This window comes from Bradyrhizobium sp. LM2.9 (genome assembly GCF_054056555.1).
This window is the reverse complement of record NZ_JBSRYJ010000002.1, coordinates 1,935,306-1,959,303: the sequence shown is the minus strand read 5'-3', so window position 1 is coordinate 1,959,303 and position 23,998 is coordinate 1,935,306. Positions and strand designations below refer to the sequence as shown.

The following is a 23,998-nucleotide window of genomic DNA, read 5'->3' as shown; positions in this document are numbered from 1 at the left end:
GTTCCGCTTACGCTGAAACCGTCATTGCCACAACCGGTTGAGGCAGGGTCATTGAATTCGAATGACAACTGTGTCCGCGGCGCCCGTGGCGTCGATGACGGTCAGCCGCGCAAAGCCCGGACCGGGCGGATCGATCAGGCGCTGGCGCCGTCCGTCGATCTCGCCGAGCGCCATTCCGTTAACCATGACGGTCATGGGCAGGACGCCGCCGGCGACCTTGACCGGCATGGCTGCGCCGCCCTCGCCACCCGACCGATCGACATCGATCCGCGAGCCGTTCAGCGGGAACTGGATGTGTAGAGCCTGTTCGCCCCCAGACCGCACCAGATCACCGACCCGGCGGAACCGCCGCAACGGCAACGGCAGCTTCGCGTTGCTGGCGACCAGGGTTCCCTTCGGTGGCTTCGGCAACGGGACGAGCGTCTTGCCGGTCCGGGCAAAGGCGTCGAACAGGATCGGCGCGGCGGCGACCCGGCCGATCAGGCCCGGCACCGGCGCGCCGTCGGGCCGGCCCACCCAGACGCCGATGGTCATGCGGCCGTCGAAGCCCATCGACCAGGCGTCGCGGTAGCCGTAGGAGGTGCCCGTCTTGAAGGCGATGCGGTTGTGGGCCGCGTTCTCCGGCGGCGGGGTGCCGAGCAGCACATTGCCCACCTGCCAGGCCGCGACCTGATCGAGCAGCCGCAGCGGCTCGCGGTCGTCCCTGTCAGTCATGACCTCGCGCAGCGGCTTGGTGGTGCCGAGCCGGGCGAAGCCCGCATAAAGCTGGGCGAGGTCCTGAAGCGTCACGCCGACACCGCCAAGGCCCATGGCAAGTCCCGGCGCCTCGTCCTTGGGCAGCACCAGATTGCCGCCGGCCTGGCGCAGCCGCGATGCAAGCCGGCTCGCGCCGACGCGGTCGAGCAGGACGATCGCGGGCACGTTCAGCGACATCTGCAGCGCCTTCTTCACCGGCACTGTGCCCTGGAAAGTCATGTCGAAATTTTCCGGCGCGTAGGAGCCGAAGCGCACGGGCCGATCGTCGATCAGGCTGTCGGGATGAACAAAACCGTCCTCGAAGGCGAGCCCATAGATGAACGGCTTCAGCGTCGAGCCCGGCGAGCGGATGGCACGGGTCATGTCGACCTGCCCTGCCCGGCGCTCGTCGAAATAATCCGCCGAGCCGACGCGGGCGAGCACGTCACCGCTCTCGTTATCGACCACGATAATGCCGACCGAGATGTTCGGCCCCAAAGCAATGGCACGATCGCGCGCCAGCGGCTCCAGCACCTTCTGCAGGTTGGCATCGAGCGTCAGCTTGATGACGGGCGCGTCCTTGACCGTCGCCAGCGCCGTATCGGAGGCATGTGGCGCCAGGATCGGCATCGGCTTGCGCAGCTTGGGCACCGGCACGGCCTTGGCCTGCTTCGCATCCTCGAGGCTGACCTGATGTTCCTCGACCATGCGGTCGAGCACGCGGTCGCGCGCCTTGCGTGCGGCCTCGGGATAGCGATCGAGCCTGCGCGTCTCCGGTGATTGCGGCAGCGCGACCAGCAACGCGGCCTCCGCCAGCGACAATCGCTTCGGCTCCTTGCCGAGATAGGCGATCGAGGCGGCGCGAATGCCTTCGAGGTTGCCGCCGTAAGGCGCGAGCGCGAGATAGAGATCGAGGATCTGCTCCTTGCTCAAGCTCCGCTCGATCTCGATCGCACGAACCATCTGGCGCAGCTTTGCGTAGAGCGAGCGCTGCCGCCGCGGCTCCATCAGCCGTGCGAGCTGCATCGAGATGGTCGATCCACCCGAGACGATGTGGCCGCGCGTGGCGAGTTGTAATGCGGCCCGCCCGAGCGCCAGCGGGTCGATGCCGTCATGGGCGTAAAAACGCTGGTCCTCATAGGCAAGCAGCAGCTTTAGGTAAGTCGGATCGACGTTCGCCTTCGTCTCGACCGGCAGCCGCCAGCGCCCGTCCGCCATCGCATAGGCGCGCAGCAGCTTGCCGTTGCGATCGACGATGGTGGTGGAGACCTGGCGGGCTTCGTCGAAGGGCAGCGGGCCGAGGGAGTAGACCCACGCGACGAAGCCGACGACGGCGAGGATGAGCGTGAGCGCGAGGCCGGAGAGGAGGCGATGGCCCCAGCCCCTCACTCTGTCATGGCCGGGCTTGTCCCGGCCATCCAAATGGTCTCTCACCACATCACTCATCTCGCCATCACTCACTTCGCCGCCCGCACCTCGACGGTGCCTGTCCCGGTGCGGCCGTAGCGCGAGGGATTGTACATATCCTCGACATAGGCCTGCGGCAGCACGTATTTGCCGGGCGAAACCACACGCACGACATAGGCCACCGTGAAGACCGCCTTGGAATCCGAGGCCCGGTCGACGGCCGCCGTGAAGCGGTCGTCGCGGAACTCGGTATCCTCGGGCTCCTGGCCGTCCTCGATCCAGCCCAGCGTGCCGCTGTCGCCCGACGACACCAGTTTTGGATTGTCGATCTCGAGGCCGGCCGGCAGATAGTCGGACACCATGATGTGGCCGTACTCGGGCTTCGCCTCGGTGATCTTCAGCACCACGGCGAAGCGGTCGTTCTGCTTGACCTTGCTGATATCGGCCGGCTTGCCGTCGAGCGTGTAGAAGTTGCGCTCGATCTTGAAGCCGTTCGATGCCGCAGGCTCGGGCGTCACCGGCGAGCCCGACACCGAGATCACGGCCTGCACCGGCGCGTCACCGGTGTTGGTAATCTTCAACGGCTTGCCTTCCAGTGTCGTGGCCTTGTAGCTGCGATAGAGCGCGGTCTTGACCGGCTGGCCATCGACCTCCATCGACAGGTTCTCCTTTGCGAGCGCGCGCGCCGCCAGCACCAGCCACGCATTCTCCTGCGTGGAGGTGTAGGGCGTCAGCCCGCGCGCACTCTCGACTCTCGTCACCGCCTGCGTCAGCGTCGCCTTCGGCGCGTTGCCTTCGCTGGCAAACGACACCAGCGCTGCGGCATCGCGGAGCTGCGAGCCGTAATCGGTGCGGCCGAATTCCAGCACGGGCTTGGGCGCAAGGCTGTCGAGGGCTGCGCCATAGACCCGTTCTGCGCGGTTGCGGTCGCCGACCAGCGCGAGCGCGGCCGCGAGCTGCGACTTCGCGATTGGCGTCGCGAGGTTGGAGAGCTTGGTGTCGGCGAGATAGCGAAGATCGCCGATCGGCGCTGCACCGTTGCGCGCGAGCACGTAGAGACCGTAAGCGAGGTCGCGGCCGCCATCCTTCTCCGGCTCGTTGCCGTTGACGACCGAATTGCGAATGCGGTCGAGTGCGGTCTTGAACAGGAGATCCGGCACCACAAAGCCCTTTTCGCGGGCCCGGGTCAGGAAGTCCGTCACGTAGGCGTCGAGCCAGGCGTCGTCGCCGCCGGCCGACCACAGGCCGAACGAACCGTTCGAGCCTTGGCGCGCCAGCAGCCGTTCGATGGCGTCGCGGATGCGCTGGTCGACCTCGGTGTCCATGGCCAGATGCGCGCCCGTAGCGAGCTCGTTGACATAGAGCAGCGGCATGGCGCGACTGGTGATCTGCTCCGAGCAGCCATAGGGATAGCGGTCGAGCGCTTTGAGGATCGTCGCCGCATCGAGCGCGGTCGACAGGCTCGCCGAGACCGAGACGCTGCCGGTGCCCGGCACGAGATCGGCGAACATGTCCGAGGTCAGCGTCAGGCTCTCGCCCTTCGCCAGCGTCCGGATCGAGCGCCGCGCCAGCACCTGGGTCGCCGCCTTGACGTCGAGCGCATAGTGGCGCGCCAGCGCCAGGCCATTCGGTCCCTTGATGTCGACGTCGAGCGTCGCCTGCCCCGCCGCGGTCGCGTCGACAGCGAGCGTGAACGAATTGCGCTGCTTGGCGGCGAGCTTCACCGTGGTTGCGGGATTGCCGGTCGTCTTCACCGGGCCGCCCGTCTTGACGTCGATGACGTAGTCGCCGGCCTGCCCTTCGACATTGTCGATCTCGAGATTGACCGTGCCGTGGTCGCCGTTGAGCAGGAAGCGCGGCAGGGTCGTGGTCAGCACGACAGGGTCGCGGATCACGATGTCGATGTTGGCGCGGCCCAGCTTGGTCGCGGTCCACGCCACCGCCATCACGCGCGCGGTGCCGGCGAACTCCGGAATGTCGAAGCTCACTTCCGCTGTGCCGTCGGCGGCAACGGTGACGATGCCCGAATAGAGCGCGAGCGGCTTTTGCGCGGGCGGCGAGCCCTGGAGCTCGGCGGAACCGGCGTCGCCGCCGGACTTGATCTGTCCGCGCGTGCCCGACATGCCGTCGATGAGTTGCCCATAGAGATCGCGGATCTCTGCGCTCAGGCGGCGCTGGCCGAGATAATAATCGTCCGGCGCCGGTGACTTGTAATTGGTGAGATTGAGGATGCCGACATCGACCGCGGCGATGACGATCTTGGCGTCCTCACCCGGATTGAGCCCGTCGAGCTTGACCGGGATCTTCAGCATCGCATTCGGCCGGATCAGCGCCGGCGGCGTCAGCTTCACCTGGAGCGTGCGGGTCTGCTTGTCGATGCCGAACCATTTCAGGCCGATCGCGCGGCCCGGCATGCGTTGCGCGGCCGCATCGAGCGGACGGCGCAGCGTCGCCACCACATAGGCGCCGGTGCCCCAGTCCTTGCCGACCGGGAGCTTCACCTGCGCGGTGCCCTCCTTGACGTCGATGGTCTGCGTCGTCAGCAGGCGATCGCCGAGCACGTTGACGGTCAGCTTGCCGGCGCTGCGGACGTTGACCGACACGGTCATGGTGTCGCCCGAAGCGTATTGCGGCTTGTCGATCGAGGTCTCCAGCAGGTCCGGCGTGTCGGCGCTGCCGTCGGAATACCAGCCGACGTCGAACTGCACCGAGGTCACCGGGCCGTCAGCGTCATTCGACTTCACATCCAACCGGTAGCGGCCCGGCTGCGGCGTCAGCGAAATCCGCGACGGCTTGTCGGCGGCAACGGTGACGTCACCGTCCGCGACGCGCGACGTCGACTTGACCGGCTCGTATTCCCAATAATTGCTCTGGCGATACCATTGGTAGCGCGACTCCATCTTCAGGAGCTCGTAGCGCAGGCCGTCGCGGCGAAGCCTCTCGCCCTCGGGCGAGACGAACACGACTTCGAACTCGGCCTTGTCGCCCTCCGCGACGTTCTTCTCGCCAAACAGCGGCTTGATGCCGATCATGGCGGCCACGGGTGCGACCGCCAGCACGATCTTACGCTCGACGGCGCGGCCGCCGGTCTCGACCATGCGGACGAAGATCTGCGCTTCCTGGGGACGCGTCGAGGCCGGCTGCTTGCCCAGCGTGACCGGGAAGGTTGCAACGCCGTTGGCGTCGGCCTCGGGCAGGTTCTCCAGCGGCGTGCGCTCGTTCGAGGTGGTCTCTTCGTCGGCGACGCCGAACTGGTAGCCGGCAAAGCCCGGACGTTCGGACGCGGGCGCGACCAGCATGTCGCCTTCGAGCGCCAGACCCGAGGCCGGCGCGCCATAGAGGAAATGACCGTCCGCCTTAAGCTCCACTGGAGCGTTAGCTTTGATCAACTTGTCCTTGGCAGACAAGTCGAATTCGATTCTGTCGGGAACGTAGTCCTCGACCATGAAGGTGGTCTCGCCGACCGAGGAGCCCTTCGGGTCGGTGAAGGCGCGCACCCGCCAGGTCCCGGTCGGCACGGCCGAGTTGAGCGGCACGGCCAGCGTGCTGCCGCCGGCGCCCTGGTCGGACAGCACAGCGCGGGCGGAATTCGACGCCATCAGGGCGCTCGATCACCAGGGTCATCGGCCCGCCGGTGACCGCATTGCCCTGCCCGTCGCGGAGCAGAGCGGTGAGATAGACGGTCTCGCTGGAGCGGTAGACGCCGCGCTCGGCATAGACGAAGGCGTCGGCGCCCGCAGGCACCGCGCGGCCCGAAACGCCGCGGTCGGACAGGTCGAATGCGGAGGTCTTCAGGCTGAGGAAGGCATAGTCGGCCTTCTCGCCCGTGACCGTCAGCATCGCCGGCGACAGGCCGCCCTCGCCGCGCGCAAGCCCGGCCTCGAACAGCACATGGCCGCTGTCGTCGGTCTTGCGCGTCGCCAAAATCTCGTTGTTGCGCGCGACCAACCGCACCTCGGCTTTGCCGACCGGGTCGGTGGACGCCAGCGAATTCACGAACACGTGGATGCCGTCATTGCCGGAATAGGCTGCGACGCCGAGGTCGGAAACGATGAACCATTGGGTTGCGAGTTGGTAGTCGTCGTCCGAGCCCGGCCCCTTGGCCGCGGCCGTCATCACGTAGACGCCGGGCTGGAGTTCGCCGAGCGCCTGATCGACCGGGAACGCGGTGGTGACGTCCTGGTTCAGCGTCATCGCGATCGCGAGCTCGCCGGTCCAGACTTTGACGCCGCGCTCACCGCCGAGGTCGCTGAGCTGATACTTGGACAGCGTCTTCTGGAAGTCGCTGTCCACCACCGTGTTGATCAGATTGCGGTCGCCGATCCGGAACACGTTGATATTGACCGCGGGCGTGTTGACGCTGACCACGGGAATGCCGCGCTGGCCGGTCCTCGGCAGCACATAGGCGCGGCTGTTGAAGCGCACGAACGGTTTGCGGTCGCGCACATAGACGTTGAACTCGGCCGATTTCGGCAGGCCCTCCTTCACGGTGGACGGCAGGCCGGCGCGCAGATTGATGTTGCAGCGTTCGCCGTGCTTCAGCCCGTCGACGCAGAGCTGCTTGCCCTCGGCCGACAGTGCCGGCTTGTCCTGGCCCGCCAGCGCGAGGTACGGCGCAAAATCGGTTCGCTTCGCCAGTTCCTCCGAGAACTGGAAGCAGGCGCGCGGGCTCGCCGAGTCCGAGTCCACGGTGTAGTCGAGCAGCCGAAAACCGTGCTCGTCGCGCATCTTCTCATACTGGCCGCGGACGTCGGCGACCTCGCGCATGTCGAGCGACAGCCGCAGCGCATCCAACGACGGCCGCCATAGTTTTCGTTCGGACAGCGACTTGCCGAGCACGGCGAGCGCGTCGGCCTCCTCGCCCGGATTACCGGTGCGCTGATAGGCGATGTAGGCGGCGGTCGAGGCGCGCTCCAGCAGGAAGGTCTGCTCGCTCGAGCTCTTCGGCGTGATCTGGAAGATGACTTTTGCCAGGCGCAGCCAGTTGCCGGCATCCTCCGGCGCGGTCGCCGCGATCTGGCCGAGCACCAACAGGCCGGTGCGATAGTCGTTGCGCCGGAAGGCAGCATCGGCGTCGGTGCGCAAGCTCGCGCCGGTCTTGGCGACCGGCCCCGCCTCGCCCTTGATCTGCGCCTCCAGCTTGATCGCGGAATCGGCGAGATCGTCGCGCTTGAAGGCCTTGTCGGCGGCCTGCGCTACGCTAAGGCCGAACGCCAGCGTGGCGCAGAGTGTGACGGCGCGAACAAGACCGATCATGGATGGACTCCCGGAAATCGCGGACGAACGCCGCTTGTCGCATGAAATGCGCGGAAAGGTGACGGACTCAAGGCGATGGAACCAAAGGTGCAAATCGTCGTATTCGCCATGACTAGGCAAGCCCAGAGGAGACTGATCGAGATACCGCCGCGCACGCCGTCCTGATGGCGCAGCAATACCGGACCAGTCGACCGGCGGCCGTGTCCCGGAAGCTGGTCAGCGTTCCCGGCGATGTGATCCATCGTCCAGTCCGCTGCCGCTCAACCCGGCCCCCTGACACCCCACCGTTCCGCTTTGTCGCGGCTTCGAGGAAAACGGTTCGGTTCAGGCTTGGCTAAAGACGATATTTTTCATAATGGCATGGTAGATGAACAGCTGGCCCCAAACCAGGGCGGCTAAAAACGGTCCCGTAGCTCAACTGGATAGAGCATCAGATTTCTACTCTGAGGGTTGCAGGTTCGATTCCTGCCGGGATCGCCAGCTTTTAGCCTTACAACTCAATGGCTTCGACCTGAACCGCTTTCGTTCTGAGCCGATTTTCGTGTTGCGAGGCAGTGCCAATCGCTTTCATGGAAATCAACGGCTTACGCATTCTTACAAATCGCTCCGCGCAACACGGACGCAACACAGGCCTTCTTGTTTCGTTCGCAATCAGGTGGAATACAGCCTCTGCGCCGGACCTGTGAACAACCGGGATAAACGAACCAGCGCTCCACTACACAGCGCGAGACTGGCATCCCATTCGCGGGACCGAATCACGCGGAAAGGAGAAGCCCCTGATGCAGAGCGATGTGCGCCGTTTTTTTGAAAAGGCCTGGCTTGGAAGCCGGACAAGCCGGCAGCTGATAGTCAGATCGGGGCGCGACTTGCCGCCCGCGGCTCAAGGCTGCGAAACATGTTGAAGAGGAAGGAAGCCGAGGACGGGATTCGGCGGCTCGCGTTAGAGTGGATGCGCGAAACCGACTACCGACCCAAGCCGGGATGGTATCCGAGCTTTTCTGATTTCAAACAATGGCTCGAAGCCAACCACCGCAGCTTGTATTTGAACTTCCGCTCTGAGATCGGCGCGCAAACGGAAGCCGAGGGTTGGTTCGAAGCCGAGATCGGAAACTACTGCCGGCAGATGAACGCCCGCGGCACGGCCTTCTAAATGCCCGGCCTTCCTCTGCAACCACGGCTGAAGGACTACCGAGGCTCCGATCCAAAAAAAGCCGAAAGGTCATCGAACACAACGAGACGGCACGGCGGATCATCCAGCACGTGCATCGTCGTATCTTGGACGATCCGACCGACCACCAACTACACGTCTATGACGAGATCGCTCGCGAACTCGATCTTGCTGGGAGCGACCTCCAAGTCTTCATCAGATTCGGCGGCCACAACGCCCTCGAGGTGTCGCCCACTGAGAAAGACCGCGCCACGCTGAAGCGGTTGTTGGGCATCTCCTAGGGCAGCAAGAAGGGCATTGCGAAATGAGTGATCCAACTTTCGATGACGCGCCGCAGTGGTACTGGGCAGCAGATAGCGGGCGTGTTTCCAATCCAGAGGCGTTCGAGCGGTCAGACGACCGTTTTGTCATCGCGAGCGGTAAACGCACGCTCTGGGCGCGCGCCCGTCGGGAGATCGGATCTGACGATTGCGCGTGGACTGGCTTTGGGCCGAGCGATGGAAAGGCAACTCTCGCGGATTGCATGCGAGTTTACCTGTCGTCGCGTGAAATCTACGGCGTCTCTCTCAATCGGCTGATGCTGGAGCTTTGCCAAATCCGATCGTTTGCAAAATTCATAAAAGACGGACAGATCAACCTTGGAAACTGGATATCCAACCCGATTAGAAAAAGCCCTTTGCCGAGACCAGCCTATGACGAAGCAGTTGCCCGCCAACTTGGCCAGCGCATCGCCAATACCTTAGGCTTGGAAGAGGACTGGTGGGTAGACCTGTAGCGGGGTCGTCCGCGAGCGCGCGTCGTCTCGCGCCAGCAAGGACCAAGGGACAGACTTGCATTGAAGCGAAGCGGTCCAACACATGAGACTTACAGGCAACACACTCGCCATCCTCGTAGCGGTCGTGCTCGCAGCTACAATCTGCGGCGGCACCTTCTATTGGGTCAAACGCGATGACCGGGCCGAGCCGGATTTGAGAAGTATGCGAGCGCATCGAGTATCGCTCATGACGGATGAGGAAATTCGAGCGATCCACGCACAGGCCGTCACGGATGCAATTCGGTACAAGGCGATGGACCAGGACATGCGCGAAAAGGCTTTCAAAGAGGTTGCCGCCAGCGCGCAGCTATGTAGCGACTTCGTCTATCGCGAACGACATTCAGCGGAATGTAGCCGAGGTACGCCGCTAGGCCTGATGTTAGAGAGCAATGTCGCCCCAACTTCCGATCAGGTCTTCGAAGAGAAAATTCTCGGAATCTGCAGGTTCGTACACTCAAATCAGGATGCGCGGCTGAACAGGTGCTTGCCGCCGAAATGATTGGCGACCGGTGTCTCAGCGTCGGCCGACGTGACGGGTCATATTGATGACGAAGCTGATCGGGGCGCCAAGCAGCAATCCGATCAGGCCGTAGAAGGCCGCAGCGACAATCATCATGATCGGGCCTGAGGCTGTCAATGCTCCGAACGCCGCGCCCAGCAATCCACAACCAATCACCGACACGATGAGCGTGCGGTCGTTGCGCGCCTCACCGAGCCGCGCAGCACCACGACGTCGAAGCCGGGCAGCCGCTTCAGCGCCCAGCACACGCCGTCGTCCTCGCCGGCGTCGAAATGATCGAACTTCACCAGCGCCAGCGGGTGATAGATCATGCCGCAGAACGATGCGATCAGTGCATCGTTCGGCGGCAGGAAGAGCACCTCGCTCACGCCCAGCTCGCGGCGAGCTCGTCGACCGTGCCGTCGAAGGCGTTGAGGTCGATGCCGCCATTGCCGGCGACGATGCCGGGAACGTTGTGAGGCAAGGGGCCGATGCCGTCGCCCGTGTACTGCCACAGCCACCAGTTCTCGAAGCCCGTCGGCAGCCGCGGGGTCGGGCCGTACTGGCACAGCCAGAGCCTGTGCGAAGTCACGTAGGCGCGGTCCTTGGGGGCCGAGCGCGGCCAGGCTCTCCTTGAGCCGGTTGCCGGAATAGATCGCTCCACGGCGACCCAGCCGGGCCTCGAGCTGGCGCAGGAATTCGACCGCCTGCTGCGGGCTCATGTTCGAGGGCCTGTTGTCCTCGAAGTCGAGCACCATCAGCGTGCGCTCGTCGGGCTGCGCGGTCTTGATGAAGTTCTCGATCTGGAGCTCGACCGCATCGCCCGTAGCGAAGTGATAGGCGCCCCACAGCAGCCCGGCGTTGGTCGCCGCCTTGCGCCGGGTGGCATAATCGGGGTCGCGGTAGGCGCGGCCCTGGGTGGCCTTGTGGATCACACCCCAGACGCCGGCCGCGGCGACCAGGCCGAAATCCTTGACGATGTTGTGATGCGAGATGTCGACGACGCGCGGGGTCTGGCGGCTTCGTCACGGGCGATCACCTTGAGATGGAGACCGTCTCCGGCGAGCCGATGTTCACCAACGTCGCCCGCCATGTCTCGCAGGAACGCACGCTGCACTGGAAGAGCGCCGACGACTGGCTAGCCTACAACAAGGAGTTCGGCCGTCACAACCCGACCGACGCATGGCTCAACTCGGTCAACAAGTCGGCCGATCATTACGCGCTGATGAAGGTGTTCGGATCGAAGCCGAAGGAGAACTTCGAGGAGATCATCGCCTATGCCAAGAACGTGGCGATGGGCAACACGAACGCCACCACGACCTCGACCATCAATCAGTCCGCGGAACTGACGTTGGAGAGTGGCCAGATTTTCGTCGAGACTCAGGGCTCGTTCGGCTCGACCACGACGGCCTGCTACGGCTGGACCGACAACATCTAGGAAAGACAACAGATGAGTGCCAACGGAATCCTGCCTACCATCCAGCAGAACCTCAGCGTGCAGATCGCCTCGCCGCAGGGAACGAGCGTCCTGGTCAGTGGTGCGTCAATCATCGCGATCGGCGCCAACGCCGCGCGCCACGGCATCATCTTCATCAACGGCAGCGCCGTGGACACGCTCTACGTCGTGCCAGCGAACCAGGCCGCCATCGTCGGGCGCGGCATTCCGATCCTGTCACAGGGACAGCAGCCCTTTATCGGCGACGGCAAGCTGATCAACTTCAACGCCGGCTGGAACGTGATTTCCTCCGGCGCCAACACCCCGCTGGAAATTCTCGAACTGCTCTGACCTCACGCCGGCGCGGCTACGCCGGCTCTCGCGCGACGACTTCGCATTTTTGGAGTCGTCCTGAATGTCGAAATTGAAATCGCTGCTGGTCGCAGCCCTGCTTGCGCTGGCAATCCCGTCCGCCGCCCAGGCACAGGGCTGCGGATCACCGAACCCGAACTGCATCGTGCCGACGGCACCGCCCGGCACCAGCACCAACCAGGCCGCGTCGACGGCGTTCGTGCAAGGTGCGGTCACGACCGCGGCGCCCGGTGGCAGTGTTGGCCAGCAGCAGTACAAGGCCGGGGCGGCCACGTTCGGCGGTTTCACCCAGAGCGGCGACGTCACGGTCAACACGTCGACCGGCGTCGCCACGATCCAGCCGAACGCCGTCACCACCAGCAAGATTCTTAACGGCAACGTCACCAACACCAAGCTGGCGCCCGGCGCGGCGAACACGCTCAAGGGGTCGCTCGACGGCATCACGACCAGCGATCTCGCAATTGCCTCCTGCTCGGCGCTCTACAATTTACTCAGTGGGTGTCAGGCACTGGCTGGCAGTGCGGCATCAATCCGGTGCTGCCATCACGCGCGATCGCCGCGACGCTCAATCCGTCGGCGTTCACCTCGATCACCACGCTCGGCTATTCGGATGTGCGACACGTTCACCAGCACGTCTCACTTCTTCGCCCTGTGCGACGTCAACTGGCATACCGCGTGCTTCGGCACAGTCCTCCGCAATCTTCAGCTTGCCGCTCGAACCTCCGTCGCATCGAGCAGCGCCTATATGGTCTATTCCAACAACACACAGGACTCCGGCGGCATAGACAACGTTTACATTTACGCCGGCACCCGAGGCTGTGTGCATTTCGAAAAAGGCTATGGCGGCGCGAGCCGCGCCTCTATCGATAAGCTAAGCTGCACGGCGCTATCGACATTGCCAATGGTTTGGATGGGGAACACGACGGGCTCCGGGGTCAACTTCGGCAGCACCATTCTGGCGCTTCGTGACATCGTTCTCGGTGGCCCATCGAGCGGCGGCACATACCAAACCGGCCCCGGATTTCTTCTCAATGGCGGCTTCCCAAGGATCGAGAATAGCCGCTGCGAGAACATGGCCGTTTGTATCGAGATCAATACGCCATCCGGTACGGGCAATGGCGACCTGATCACCATCACCAATGCAAACAATGCATCCACCGGAGCACCAGCTCCTGCTTGCACTTCGGTGGTTCAGATCGACAACGGCAACAACCCGTTGAACGCTCTCATGAGCCAGATACCCATAGGCGGCTGCACCAACACAATTAGCAATCTCCAAGGCGGGACCAACAATACCACCGTCAATGTTCTCAAGGCTCTCACTTGTCCCAACGCAGGTGTCTGCTCGTAGGGTTTAACGGGCGCGAACGACGACGGCTCTCTTCCCGTAAAAAGCGGCAATGCAATCGTTTGGCATGCGGCTCGGGTCAGCGGTGAGATCAGCAGACATCAGGACGAGGGGCTTGACGGAGCGCTCGGGGACGACGACGGATTTTTCTGCTGTTGTCCGGAGCAGCGTGTGCCGCTCCATGGTCTCCTGTTGGAACGTCGCGAATTGCGAGCTCTCCGCGTTGACGGCGACCAGTGCGCGACCTCGGAAGAGAAGCGTGGAAGCCGCGGCGCAGGCTAGCAACGCGATAACCTGGACGGTGCCGTTCCGCTTGCCAGGCGCTGCGCCTCGGGGGAGAAGCCGGGCAGATGTCGCAACGACGCAGCCGAGCCCGACCAGGAGAAGGACAATCACCTCGTTGCGCCCGCGCGTCGCCAGATCCTCGCCGGTGGCGAAATATGCGACAAAGTAAGCAGCATAGGCGCAACCGAGGATCAGGACGATGAGCCCCGCGGCAAGTAGCAGTGTTGGTTTCGTCGGCGCGCGGCGCGCAGGCACGACGAGGAGCGAGAAGATAACAAGGAACAGGACCCACGCCCGCGCCGCGGCTTCGTCGTATAGCCACCACAGATCAAGCCAGAGGTAATAGGCCGCCATCATGAAGGACTCGGCGAGCTTTTGACCGGCTGGATAGGCTTCCATCCGCAGCGCGTTACCTGGCGAGAGCAGCAGGATTGCAAGGCCGGCCACAGTGGCGGCCACCATCGCAAGGTGGCTTCTGGCCTGTGGGGTGGGATGATGGCAGGCTTTTCGAAACAGCAGTGACGCCGTGATGAAGGCGATGAGCCACAGCGGCGTGAACTCGTTGCAGAGGGCGCCAAGAAAGCAGAGCAGGCTGAGCAGGGCAATCGCGGCCGGCGATAGCAGGGTTTCGTTCGCTGCCGATCTCACCATCTCGACGAGGACGATCGTGACGATGACTGCGGGGACCATATACGGAGCGCTGCCGGAGACCCAATAGAACATCTCCCGCAGGCTTATGGCGAGGACCGCGATCGTTGCCGCAAGCGTCGTCCCGACAAGGACCCTCTCCGGGACGGCAATGCCAGGCCACAGGCGCCCGATCGCAAGCGTGATAGACGCGATAAAAGTAACGATGCCGGCGATCAGGATCGAAGGATACATGACGAAGTAGTCGAGGTTGAATGCCTTTGCGAGCATCGCCGGAACGGTGATGAGGGCGAGCGGAACAAGCCGTCCCATCAATGTCCGATAGTAGATTTCGAGCGTGCCGATCAGGCCGTCGGCGTTGAAGTGGTTTGCCAGGCAGAAGTCATCCGTTTCCGGTGCCCCGTAGAGTGCGATGGTGGCCAGGCAAAACAGGATGACGATAGGCGCCACGGCAGCCAGGAATGGCAGCAGGCGCAGCGCGCGGTCCTTGAACATGTGTTTCCCCGGGCGCCATGCATCGATCTGATGGATGTGTCGTCGGCCGGGTTTCTATCACCACAACCACTACGCGTTCAATCAGGCAGCCGCCCGCCTGGGCGGCTTTTTGCTGTCTGGGGGTAGAGCCCCAGTCCATTCCCGCCATCGGAGCCAGCCATGGGCGGCGATGGCCGGCGGCGCCACGAACCTCCTCGCCTTCACGCCGGGAGGGCAGAACGATGCGTGAAAGTGGGGCACACGCGCAAAAAACCGCTTTGAATTCTATGGAGGGCCCATGTGACCCACTTCCTCGTAACTCATTGATTTCCAGTTTTCTGGAGCCCCTGCCGGGATCGCCAGTCTCCAAGACCCGGGACATCGGCGACAGCGCCCGCCAAGCAGCGCAATGCGGCGCAGCTGCCGATCCATCGTCCTTCACGAATGCGTGGGAATCGTCGCCCCGAACTTTCAACCGGCCAGATCAGCCTTATCTACGCGCCGGGCGAATTGAGCTCGATAAGGACTCCGATGCCGCTATCCGAGTGGACGAGAATGGCGATCGCATCTGCGGTGGCTGTAATCGCAATGTCGTATTTGGCAATCGACGCAGGCGTCGTGAGCTCCAGCGGTATCACAAGACGAATCGAGACGGCGCGGGCTTCCATCGCGGGCACGGCGGTGAGTCAGTATCAGCTCGCCTTCGCCGTCCAGGCATGGGCGGGTCGCGGCCACCAGAAGCCGGCCTTGGAAGCATGCTTGGCGACCGATTGATTCAGGCGCGGGCAATAAATCGGCCGACCGGTCGGTCATTGGTCCAGAGTAACGAACTCAGCCGTACCTGACACCCTTCTTTCACTCATCTTCAAGCCGTCATTGACTCGACGCCCACCACGCGGCGATGGCCGCGCCAAGCTCATCCCACAGCTCCGTCGGCAAATCGGGCACCGCCACCCGCACGCTGTACTCACCCGTGGTCGCGTTGTGAAACCACTCCGTCGCGGCGAAATCAAAACCGAAGCTGCCGGCGTGGCGGATCGGAAATCCCTTCCCGCTCAGGTCCCGGCTCATGTCTTCGGCGGCTTGCTGCGCGCTGGCCTGGTCGAGCGGACGCTGGCCGCGCAGCGTGACATAGAGACCGTGGGTGAAGTGGAGCTCCGCTGAAAGCTGCGCCAATTCGGAGGCAAAGTATCGGCGCATGCGTCGGCCGTTGCGCAGCACCGCGGCGATGCGTTGTCTTGTCAGCCGCCAATAGGCGGCGGTGCCCACATAGGGCGGAAAGTGCGCCGGGAGCGCCGCGCCGCCGAGCAGGCGCACGGCCTCGCTCGTTTCCCGCGTCAGGCGCGCGCAGAACGACGCGTTCGCGCCCTCGCCTGGTGTGACGAAAACCGCAGAACCGAGCCGGCCATATTCCGCCCCGAGCGAATCCAGCTTGGTATGGCTTCGCACCATCACGACGGGGATTCCGTATCGCCGGGCCCAACCGAGCACGCGCCTGATGCGGCCCGATCCGCCGGCAAAACATGTCGTATCGAAAACCAGCAGATCGAGCGCGGATGGATCAACGCGAAGCGCCGCTTCGAACGCGCCGGCCGGGACGCATGAATCCAGCAGCAGAATCCGCCGCGAGCCCGCCCGCGCCAACGCATCGCCGAGCGGCAGCTTCAAGGTGACAAGCCGCAAATGCGGAACGAAGCGTTCGATCAACTCGATCGTCTCGCCGTAGCAGCCCGGCATCACCAGAATATCGGCCTTGCCAATGACCCGCGTCGAGGCCAGCAGCAGAGCCGAGATTGCGGCCATGCCCGAGGCAGTGTAGATCGCCTGTTCGGTGCGGCCGCATTGATAAAATGACGGACCGCGTACTTTAAGGTCGGCGCGCTGGTAGTCGTAGCTGAACGTGAATGGGCCGCTGGTGGGAGGCGCCGCGTGCGACCAAGCCGTCTCCGTGGCCTTCCACTGTTGCAACTCGTGCTCTGCCCGCAACGCCGCCGTGACCCGGAATTTGGACTTGATGACGTCGTCGACAGATCGCGGACATGCGAGATGCACCGGATGACTCAGGCAATCGTTCAACAGCCTGATCTCCCTGTGCTTCCGTTCCAGATAGGCCTCAATGCTCTCCATGCGGACCCGAAAAGTGCAACTGCCGTTCAACGTTTCGGAGGCGCGCTGGGTCCTACCACGACTGCCGCTTTGCAACGAAGACCGGTCTTCGCTGTTAATGCTGCATAAGGAGAACAACATGAGCGAAATCAGAGAGCACATGAAAATCATCGGCAAGGACGGCGCCCATGTCGGCACCGTCGATCGCGTCGAGGGCAACCGCATCAAGCTGACGCGGAAGGACAGCCCGGAGGGTCACAAGGACCATCATCATTACATCGACACGAAATATGTCGGTGCCGTTGAAGGCGATGTCGTCAAGCTTTGGGTGAATGCCGACGCGGTGCCGAAGTCGGAAGCGGCCTGATACAATGAACCCCTTCGGGGGCTTCTTGTTTGTTCACGGTCTCGCTCTGCTTCGTTCTCCGAAACGAATCGCGATCAGGAAATCGCCTTCGGAACGAGTCTTAACGCCGCGTTTCGTCGGCTCGCCTCAGGCGTCGAACGTCACGAGCACGGGCCGCAACCGGTAGGCATCGATCGCGGCGTTTGACAGTAGCAATCTTCGCCGTTCTCCGCGGAGCATCATGCGGTCGATCCTGTTCAGGATGAACTGGGCCGCCTCCCTGTGCTCACCGGTGAGCAGGCCGGAGTGGTCGAGATATTTCCAGGCAATCTCGAAGGACTGTGCGCGTAATTCGGGATCGGTCATGGCCGCTCAACGTCGGCGGGGAACGGACGTTCCTACGGCAAATCGCAATCGGCTCCCTCCCGGCCGCCCTTCATGATCCCGAGAGGATGGAATTGAGGGACGCGGAACGAACCTGCGATCAGCGTGTTGAATAGCGTGTTGAATATTGAATGGTGCCGATCTGCCAGCCCCGATCGGCCCTGGAGAGCCCCGTGCTTGTCCCCCCGAGCGCGGGGTTTTTCGTATGCACACGGGCTTTTCTCGTGAGAGCGTCCGCTCAGGCCGTCCAATCCTCGCGCCGGTCGCGGGCGAGTTGATGCCAGGCCAGGGCCAGCTCGATGAGGCGCTGCCGGTCGGGGCCGTCGGCTGCCACGGCGCGCTTCATCGCCGCCTCGGCTTCGTGCTGTGGATCGTACGTGGTACACATGGGGCTCAGACTAGCCGGACGATCTGGACAAACGCATGGCAATTTCGTCCGGATGATTGCGGGGTTACCACCCACCCCAGGGATATGCCGCGCGAAGCCGAGAGGCCGCTCCACACAGACCGAACTGTGAAGTGCGTCACAGCCTGCGCCCGGCGTCTCCGCTAAACAGCCTTCATCGCTCCCAGGAGAGCGAGAAGGCATGGGAGGTGTTTCCCGTCATGACACAAGAAGCCGCAGCCGAAGTTGCCGCCCCGACGCAACGCGAAAGATCCGACCCGCTCGGCATCGCATATCTTGCGACCATCGGCATCGTGATGCTGGCCTGGATCGCAGGTCTGGTCTGGGCCGCGATCGCGTTCTTCAACTGGCTGGTATCCTGACCCGGGGGACGATCAGTCTCTCTCAATTCTCGGCCAGCGCCAAACCGAAAAAGAGGCGGGCTTTTTGCCCGCCTCTTCGTTTCAGATCTCGCTTGGGGTCTCAGTAACAGGCGCGGGGATCGGCCTGCACATATTGGCCGCTCGGATAGCGGTAATAGCAGTTGCCCTGGGCCAGATAGTAGCCGGGACGCGAGGCAGCCGTGGCGCCGGCGATCGCGCCGGTGGCGCCGCCAATCACGGCGCCTGCGGCCGCACCCGAGGCGTTGCCCGAGATCAGGCCGCCCAGCACGCCGCCGACGATGGCGCCGCCAAGCGCACTTGCGCCGGGATCGGCCGGTGGCGGAGGCGGCGGCGGTTCATAGGCGACGGGCGGCGGGGCATAGGCTACCGGCACGTCGTCGTAATAGTCCTCCGAAATGTAGCCCGGCGGGCCGGCCATCCGCTGCGGATAATAGTACCAGACGCCGCCGACATCCCACCACCAGCCGGAGCGGCCGTTATGGACTTCATGGCGCCAGCGTCCGCCATCCCAGGCGACATTGCCGCGATAGGCGTGTCCGCCCCAATCGCGCGCCGGTGCGGGACCCCTGGCGTAACTTCGTCCGGGCGGCGGACCGCCGGCATTGCGCGGGCCAGGACCTGGAAGGCCTGGACCTGCATGACCAGGACCGCCGGCGTGAGGCTGGCCACCGGGCTGTGGCCCGGGCCGTGCCGCCTGCTGCGGCGGCGGACCCTTGCGCGAGTTCTGCGGCGGCGCACCGGCGCCCGGCCCGGCCGATGGCTGGGCGGAGTCTCTTGGCGGCCGGGCGTCTTGAGCCTGCGCCGAGACGGCGAGCAACGACATGGCCGAAACCAAGGGAATGATGATCTTCATGCGGCTGGACGCACTCATGCGTGCTTGACCCCCTACTCTCTCGATTGCCGTTAACGGCCGTGGTGCCTGGCGCGATAGACGATTCGCCTCGCGTTGAGCTGATGCCGGCTGACATAACTGACCTGCTTCGGTCGGCTAAGTCCCGTTACAAATGATTAAGATCACGGCATTTTTCGTTCGCGCGGGTCGCGCTGGAGTGCTTCTAACGCGTCGGCTCGATCACATTGCAGTTGCTGCGCCCGGACATCAGGCAATCCTGCATCTTGCTGGCGGAGGTGAGATCGCGGGCAAGCCACCAGCCGATTCCGAGGATCACAATCGCGATGATCAAGCCGGCGACGGCGCCGCGGCGGCTGTCACCGGGTCGAGGCTTGGGCCGGGTTTTGGGCTTCCCACCCGGTTCGGGCTGGAGTTCAGGCTTAAGTTCGGGCTTGGGCTCGGGGCTGGACATGGCTACCTGGTCGCTCGGGCACGCGGGCTTTATCAGCTCTGCGACGTGGCGTCACATCCCGCGCGGCCTTCTCAGTTCAGCCTCGCCGGTTCAGCCTCGCCAGTTCAGCCCCGGGTCGGCCGGATCGCATACTTGCGCGAGGTTTCGACCGCCGGGATCGCGTGCTGGACCCGCGCGCAGCTCGTGAGCACAAACGCGGTCTGGGTGCATTCCCAATCCGCGCCCAGAACAGCACTTTCGATCGGCTGCGGACGGCCGAGGAGTAGCGTTGCACCGACCAGGGCTGCCACCGTCACGGCAATCGCGAGCGCCTTCAGGCTCAGTCGGAAGATCCTCATACCCGTGCTCCGTCGCGTATCGGGCGGACGCTAGGCGTCGCTCCGCGTGGCCCCCTATGAGGGACATCACAATTCGGCAGTTTTTCCGGGCTACGAGGCATCGTCGGGGGTGGCGATATTTCGTCTGCCTGATCGGCTGCAATTTATCGGTGGCGTCGCGACGCGCGGCGATGTAAAGGCTTCTGCGTCGCGTGGCGCCTGCTATGCCCAGCCGACGTACCAACCGAAGTGATGTAGGATCGGAAGCGAGGAAGACAAGGCTCGTCGATGAGTGGATTCAGGGAACCAGGCTTCTCCGACCGGCAAAAGGCCGCGCAGGAAGCACGCAAAAATCTTTTGAACAAATTCAAGTCGCAGCCCGGGATCGACGATCCCGCGGTCGCGGCGAAGCGTGCCGAGCGCGAGGCCCTCGCGGCCAAGCGGGCCGATGCGAAGGCTGCGCGCGAGGCGGAGAAGGCCGAGCAGAAGCGTCACGAGGAAGAAGCCTCGGTGCTCGAAGCCGCGCGGATCGCCCGCGAAGCCGAAGAAGCCGTCGCGAAGGCGGCTGAAGCCGAGGCCGAGCAAAAGGCCAGGCGCGACGCTCGCTACGCCGCCCGCAAGGCCAAGCGTAAGTAACGTTCGCAAAGTCACGTTTCGCAAAGTCACGTTCATTTGAATTTGAGCTGAAGTATAATCCGGGGCGGTCCACGTGACCGCCCCGGAATTTTACTATCCTGGGATTTTTGGGCGCGCGTTTGCCTTTCCGCAAACGCCCGATGACGACCGAAGATCAGTTTTTCTTCATCCCGTCGTCTTTTTTCATCCCGTCCTTCGACATCGTGTCCTTCGACATCGTATCCTTCTTCATTCCATCGTCCTTGGACATGGTATCCTTCTTCATGCCGTCCTTGGACATCGTGTCCTTCTTCATCATGCCGTCATCCTTGCCCATCTTGTCTTGAGCAAAGGCGGCCGGCGACATCGCGAGGCCGAGCAAGAGAACGGCCGCCGAGACGCCGAGCGCGATGCGGGTACGAATGGTCATGACTGGTCTTCCCTTCGAGATGATGCTTGTCAGCGACGGACGCCGCTATCTGATCTCGACGGATTGCCACGGGGCCTTGTTACGCGGACGCTGATAAATTTCTGCGCGCCGTCGCCGCCCTTCGTTCGGCGTACACACGAGGATTGAAAGTGTGCAACGCAACATACCCGGCACTTGCCGCGGCATTGGGTCTCGAACTATCAGATGAGAGAACATTGCCTGAAAGACCGGCTAGGATGGGCCTCAGCGCAGTCTCAAAGACCAACTGAAAATCACAGCAAACAAGAACCATCCAAGAAACAGTTCAAGGGGATCACACCATGCTCACACGCCGCCACCTGATCGCGACCGCCGTCGCCGCACCCGCCATTCTCCGTTTCGGCACCGGTACCGCGCATGCCGCGACCACGCTGAAGATCTCGCATCAATTCCCGGGCGGCACCGTCGACAAGGGCGATTTCCGCGACCGGCTCTGCCGCATGTTCGCCGCCGAAGTCGCCAAGCGCAGCAATGGCGACATCGCCGCCGAGATCTATCCGAACTCCTCGCTGATCAAGACCAACGCGCAGTTCTCCGCGATGCGCAAGGGCGCGCTCGACATCAGCCTCTATCCGATGCCCTACGCCGGCGGCGAATTGCCGGAGACCAATATCGGCCTGATGCCGGGCCTCGTCACCACCTACGACCAAGGCATGCGCTGGAAGAAGGAGCCAGTCGGCAAGGCACTGACCGACTTCCTCGCCGACAAGGGCATCATCCTGCTCAGCTGGGTCTGGCAGGCCGGCGGCGTTGCCAGCCGCTCCAGGCCGATCGTGTCGCCTGAGGATGCCAAGGGCCTGAAGGTGCGCGGCGGCTCACGCGAGATGGACATGGTGCTGCAGACCGCCGGCGCCTCGGTGCTGTCGGTGCCTTCGAACGAAATTTACGCGGCGATGCAGACCGGCGCCTGCGATGCCGGCATCACCTCATCCACCAGCCTGATCTCGTTCCGCCTCGAAGAGGTCGCGAAGTCGCTGACCTCGGGCGCAGGCGCGTCCTACTGGTTCATGCTTGAGCCGCTGATGATGTCGAAGGCGATCTTCGACAAGCTGCCGAAGAACCAGCAGGACGTCCTGCTCGCGGTCGGCACCGAGCTCGAAGCCTTCGGCCGCAAGGGCGCGCAGGACGACGATGTCGAGGTCGCCAAGGTCTACGAGAAGGCCGGCGCCAAGGTCTCGGTGCTCGATGCCGCGACCGTCGGCAAGTGGCGCGACATCGCCCGCGATACCGCCTGGAAGGACTACGGCGCCAAGACCGCGACCGCTGCCAACCTGCTCAAGCTCGCTACCGACGTCGCTGCATGAGCCACGGTCCGCTTCCGGATCGTGACGACCAGGCAAACGCTGCCGCAAGGACCGGCCTTGCGGCGGCGATCGATCGCGGTCTCGCCGTCCTCAACAACATCATCGTCGTGTTCGCCGCGGTCGCACTGATCGCGGCCTGCGCCATCCTGAGCTACAGCGTGCTCAGCCGCGCTCTGTTCAAGGCCGCCAATTACTGGCAGGACGAGGCTGCGGTGTTCCTGCTGGTCGGCGCCACCTTCATGACGGCCGCCTATGTGCAGCAGAACCGCGGTCACATCGGCATCGAGGCCTTCGTCGGCCTGCTCTCACCGCTGGCGAACAGGATCAGGCTCTGGCTGGTCGATGCCGTGACGTTCCTGTTCTGCGCCTTCTTCGCCTGGAAGTCCTGGACGCTGGCGCATGAAGCCTATGTCGACGGCCAGGTCTCGAACTCGATGTGGTCGCCGCCGCTGGCCATCCCCTATACGCTGATGGCGTTCGGCATGAGTCTGCTCTGCGTCCAGATCATCGTGCAGCTTGCGCTGCCCTTCGCAGGAGCCAGGCGTCCATGAGCGTTTTCGGTATCGGCCTCGCCTACGGCATTGCGACGCTTGTCGTGATGTTCTCGGGCATGCCCATTGCGTTCGCGCTCGGCGCAGTCGCGGTCGTGTTCATGGGCATCTACATGCCCGCCGCCTCTCTCGATACGGTGACGCAGAACGTCTACGAGGAAATGGCCTCGATCACGCTGCTGTCGATCCCGCTCTTCATCCTGAAGGGCGCCGCGATCGGCAAGTCGCGCGCCGGCCAGGATCTCTACTCGGCCCTACACGCCTGGCTGCACCGCGTGCCCGGCGGCCTCGGCGTCGCCAACGTGTTCGCCTGCGCCCTGTTCGCGGCGATGGCGGGCTCCTCGCCCGCGACCTGCTCGGCGATCGGCTCGGCCGGCATCCCCGAGATGCGCAAGCGCGGCTATTCCGGCGGTTTTGCCGCGGGCATCATCGCCGCCGGCGGCACGCTCGGCATCCTGCTGCCGCCTTCGATCACCATGATCCTGTTTGCAGTCGCCGCCGAAAAATCGCTGGGACGGCTGTTCCTCGCCGGCATCGGGCCCGGCCTGCTGCTGGTCTCGCTGTTCGGCACCTACGCCGTGATCCGCTTCCGCCAGGAATATGCCGCGGCTGAAGCGATCTACAAGAACGGCGGACCGGAGGCCGCGATCCTCGCCCGCGACGAGTACACGCTCGCCGAACGTTTCAGCGTGCTGCCGCGCGTGATTCCCTTCGTGCTGCTCCTCACCGGCGTCATGATCGCGCTCTATGGCGGCTATGCCACGCCGTCAGAGACCGCCGGCCTCGGCGGCCTCCTGGCACTGGCGCTGATCGCGGCGATCTACAGTGTGTGGCGGCCGAGCGACCTTGCGCCCATCCTGAAGTCGACGATCCGGGAATCGACCATGCTGATGATGATCATCGGCATGTCGCTGCTTTATTCCTACGTGATGAGTTATCTGCACATCTCGCAATCGGCTGCCGAATCCGTCGTCGCGATGCACCTGCCGCGCTGGGGCCTCCTGTTCGCGATCCTCGTCATGGTCGTCGTGCTCGGCTTCTTCCTGCCGCCGGTCTCGATCATCCTGATGACCGCGCCGATCATCCTGCCGCCGCTCCGCGCCGCAAATTTCGATATCATCTGGTTCGGCGTGGTCATGACCATCGTGATGGAGATGGGGCTGATCCATCCACCGGTCGGCCTCAACATCTTCGTCATCCGCAACGTCGCGCCCGACATCCCGCTCCGCGAGGTGATCTGGGGCACCCTGCCCTTCGTGCTGCTGATGATGCTTGCAGTGCTGCTGTTGTGCTTCGTGCCGGGGATCTCGACCGCACTGCCGGATCTGGTGATGGGGCCGGACGGGAGCAGGTAGACTCGACCGTAGGATGG

General features: G+C 63.8%; 24 protein-coding genes, 1 tRNA gene and 1 pseudogene. 14 read left to right on the top strand and 12 right to left on the bottom strand.

Going from position 1 to position 23,998, the window contains the following annotated elements; translation table 11 throughout:
* Positions 1–48: 48 nt before the first annotated feature.
* Positions 49–2,157: a penicillin-binding protein 1C gene (gene pbpC, locus ACVWW3_RS10805; RefSeq protein WP_456652026.1), complete on the bottom strand. Its 2,109-nt coding sequence runs from the start codon at positions 2,155–2,157 to the stop codon at positions 49–51.
* A 35-nt stretch (positions 2,158–2,192) separates the two neighbouring features.
* A pseudogene (locus tag ACVWW3_RS10800) lies at positions 2,193–7,398 on the bottom strand (alpha-2-macroglobulin family protein).
* A 403-nt stretch (positions 7,399–7,801) separates the two neighbouring features.
* Between ACVWW3_RS10800 and ACVWW3_RS10795 the strand changes: the two are divergent.
* The 5 genes from ACVWW3_RS10795 to ACVWW3_RS10775 all read left to right on the top strand — a co-directional run bounded on the left by ACVWW3_RS10795 (position 7,802) and on the right by ACVWW3_RS10775 (position 9,879).
* Positions 7,802–7,878 (top strand) — tRNA-Arg (locus tag ACVWW3_RS10795).
* 415 nt (positions 7,879–8,293) lie between these two features.
* Complete coding sequence (locus tag ACVWW3_RS10790) at positions 8,294–8,548, top strand: hypothetical protein (RefSeq protein WP_247349047.1); 255 nt, start codon at positions 8,294–8,296, stop codon at positions 8,546–8,548.
* Positions 8,549–8,673: 125 nt separating this feature from the next.
* Positions 8,674–8,847: a hypothetical protein gene (locus tag ACVWW3_RS10785; RefSeq protein ID WP_247349048.1), complete on the top strand. Its 174-nt coding sequence runs from the start codon at positions 8,674–8,676 to the stop codon at positions 8,845–8,847.
* 23 nt (positions 8,848–8,870) lie between these two features.
* Entirely contained in the window at positions 8,871–9,341 is a 471-nt protein-coding gene (locus ACVWW3_RS10780; protein ID WP_456650068.1) for a hypothetical protein, read from the top strand.
* Between the two features lie 82 nt (positions 9,342–9,423).
* Positions 9,424–9,879 carry a hypothetical protein gene (locus tag ACVWW3_RS10775; protein ID WP_247349053.1) on the top strand — a complete coding sequence of 152 codons (456 nt, stop codon included), beginning with the start codon at positions 9,424–9,426 and terminating at the stop codon, positions 9,877–9,879.
* Between the two features lie 15 nt (positions 9,880–9,894).
* Here the strand turns inward: ACVWW3_RS10775 and ACVWW3_RS10770 are convergent, their stop codons facing one another.
* Complete coding sequence (locus ACVWW3_RS10770) at positions 9,895–10,062, bottom strand: hypothetical protein (RefSeq protein ID WP_247349055.1); 168 nt, start codon at positions 10,060–10,062, stop codon at positions 9,895–9,897.
* Positions 10,053–10,874, bottom strand: coding sequence for a glycoside hydrolase family 25 protein (locus ACVWW3_RS10765; RefSeq protein ID WP_456652027.1), 822 nt, complete (start codon positions 10,872–10,874; stop codon positions 10,053–10,055). The genes ACVWW3_RS10770 and ACVWW3_RS10765 overlap by 10 nt, the downstream gene beginning before the upstream one ends.
* A 50-nt stretch (positions 10,875–10,924) precedes the next feature.
* On the opposite strand from ACVWW3_RS10765, the gene ACVWW3_RS10760 reads away from it, so the two are divergent.
* The 3 genes from ACVWW3_RS10760 (at position 10,925) to ACVWW3_RS10750 (ending at position 13,037) form a co-directional block, all read left to right on the top strand.
* Entirely contained in the window at positions 10,925–11,317 is a 393-nt protein-coding gene (locus ACVWW3_RS10760) for a hypothetical protein (RefSeq protein ID WP_247349058.1), read from the top strand.
* 12 nt (positions 11,318–11,329) lie between these two features.
* Positions 11,330–11,665, top strand: coding sequence for a hypothetical protein (locus ACVWW3_RS10755; RefSeq protein ID WP_456650069.1), 336 nt, complete (start codon positions 11,330–11,332; stop codon positions 11,663–11,665).
* A 64-nt stretch (positions 11,666–11,729) separates the two neighbouring features.
* Complete coding sequence (locus tag ACVWW3_RS10750; protein ID WP_354107464.1) at positions 11,730–13,037, top strand: hypothetical protein; 1,308 nt, start codon at positions 11,730–11,732, stop codon at positions 13,035–13,037.
* 3 nt (positions 13,038–13,040) lie between these two features.
* Here ACVWW3_RS10750 and ACVWW3_RS10745 read toward each other — a convergent pair whose 3' ends face one another.
* From ACVWW3_RS10745 to ACVWW3_RS10735, 3 genes are all read right to left on the bottom strand, one after another.
* Entirely contained in the window at positions 13,041–14,462 is a 1,422-nt protein-coding gene (locus ACVWW3_RS10745) for a DUF6056 family protein (protein ID WP_456650070.1), read from the bottom strand.
* A 473-nt stretch (positions 14,463–14,935) separates the two neighbouring features.
* The gene (locus tag ACVWW3_RS10740) at positions 14,936–15,109 is read right to left on the bottom strand and encodes a hypothetical protein (protein WP_456650071.1); all 174 of its coding nucleotides are present in this window, start codon (positions 15,107–15,109) and stop codon (positions 14,936–14,938) included.
* A 205-nt stretch (positions 15,110–15,314) separates the two neighbouring features.
* Positions 15,315–16,568 carry a hypothetical protein gene (locus ACVWW3_RS10735; protein WP_456650072.1) on the bottom strand — a complete coding sequence of 418 codons (1,254 nt, stop codon included), beginning with the start codon at positions 16,566–16,568 and terminating at the stop codon, positions 15,315–15,317.
* Positions 16,569–16,686: 118 nt separating this feature from the next.
* Here ACVWW3_RS10735 and ACVWW3_RS10730 point away from each other — a divergent pair, with 118 nt between their 5' ends.
* Positions 16,687–16,914 carry a DUF2171 domain-containing protein gene (locus ACVWW3_RS10730; protein WP_456650073.1) on the top strand — a complete coding sequence of 76 codons (228 nt, stop codon included), beginning with the start codon at positions 16,687–16,689 and terminating at the stop codon, positions 16,912–16,914.
* Between the two features lie 126 nt (positions 16,915–17,040).
* Here the strand turns inward: ACVWW3_RS10730 and ACVWW3_RS10725 are convergent, their stop codons facing one another.
* A complete protein-coding gene (locus ACVWW3_RS10725) occupies positions 17,041–17,259 on the bottom strand; it encodes a hypothetical protein (protein WP_247349068.1) in 219 nt (72 codons plus the stop codon).
* Between the two features lie 624 nt (positions 17,260–17,883).
* Between ACVWW3_RS10725 and ACVWW3_RS10720 the strand changes: the two genes are divergently transcribed.
* Positions 17,884–18,045 (top strand): hypothetical protein, encoded by a 162-nt coding sequence (locus tag ACVWW3_RS10720; RefSeq protein WP_247349072.1) that lies wholly within the window; start codon positions 17,884–17,886, stop codon positions 18,043–18,045.
* 100 nt (positions 18,046–18,145) lie between these two features.
* On the opposite strand, the gene ACVWW3_RS10715 is transcribed toward ACVWW3_RS10720, so the two are convergent.
* From ACVWW3_RS10715 to ACVWW3_RS10705, 3 genes are all read right to left on the bottom strand, one after another.
* The gene (locus ACVWW3_RS10715) at positions 18,146–18,937 is read right to left on the bottom strand and encodes a hypothetical protein (protein ID WP_456650075.1); all 792 of its coding nucleotides are present in this window, start codon (positions 18,935–18,937) and stop codon (positions 18,146–18,148) included.
* A 184-nt stretch (positions 18,938–19,121) separates the two neighbouring features.
* A complete protein-coding gene (locus ACVWW3_RS10710; RefSeq protein WP_456650076.1) occupies positions 19,122–19,370 on the bottom strand; it encodes a hypothetical protein in 249 nt (82 codons plus the stop codon).
* A gap of 104 nt (positions 19,371–19,474) precedes the next feature.
* On the bottom strand, positions 19,475–19,708 hold the full coding sequence (locus tag ACVWW3_RS10705) for a hypothetical protein (RefSeq protein WP_456650077.1): 234 nt from the start codon (positions 19,706–19,708) through the stop codon (positions 19,475–19,477).
* Positions 19,709–19,975: 267 nt separating this feature from the next.
* Here ACVWW3_RS10705 and ACVWW3_RS10700 point away from each other — a divergent pair, with 267 nt between their 5' ends.
* Positions 19,976–20,323: a DUF6481 family protein gene (locus tag ACVWW3_RS10700; protein ID WP_456650078.1), complete on the top strand. Its 348-nt coding sequence runs from the start codon at positions 19,976–19,978 to the stop codon at positions 20,321–20,323.
* A 154-nt stretch (positions 20,324–20,477) separates the two neighbouring features.
* On the opposite strand, the gene ACVWW3_RS10695 is transcribed toward ACVWW3_RS10700, so the two are convergent.
* On the bottom strand, positions 20,478–20,732 hold the full coding sequence (locus tag ACVWW3_RS10695; RefSeq protein WP_456650079.1) for a pentapeptide MXKDX repeat protein: 255 nt from the start codon (positions 20,730–20,732) through the stop codon (positions 20,478–20,480).
* Positions 20,733–21,052: 320 nt separating this feature from the next.
* Between ACVWW3_RS10695 and ACVWW3_RS10690 the strand changes: the two genes are divergently transcribed.
* The 3 genes from ACVWW3_RS10690 to ACVWW3_RS10680 are packed head-to-tail and all read left to right on the top strand — an operon-like array spanning position 21,053 to position 23,981.
* Positions 21,053–22,075: a TRAP transporter substrate-binding protein gene (locus ACVWW3_RS10690; protein ID WP_354107454.1), complete on the top strand. Its 1,023-nt coding sequence runs from the start codon at positions 21,053–21,055 to the stop codon at positions 22,073–22,075.
* The gene (locus ACVWW3_RS10685) at positions 22,072–22,626 is read left to right on the top strand and encodes a TRAP transporter small permease (protein WP_354107453.1); all 555 of its coding nucleotides are present in this window, start codon (positions 22,072–22,074) and stop codon (positions 22,624–22,626) included. The genes ACVWW3_RS10690 and ACVWW3_RS10685 overlap by 4 nt, the downstream gene beginning before the upstream one ends.
* A complete protein-coding gene (locus tag ACVWW3_RS10680) occupies positions 22,623–23,981 on the top strand; it encodes a TRAP transporter large permease (protein WP_247349081.1) in 1,359 nt (452 codons plus the stop codon). The genes ACVWW3_RS10685 and ACVWW3_RS10680 overlap by 4 nt, the downstream gene beginning before the upstream one ends.
* Positions 23,982–23,998: the final 17 nt, after the last annotated feature.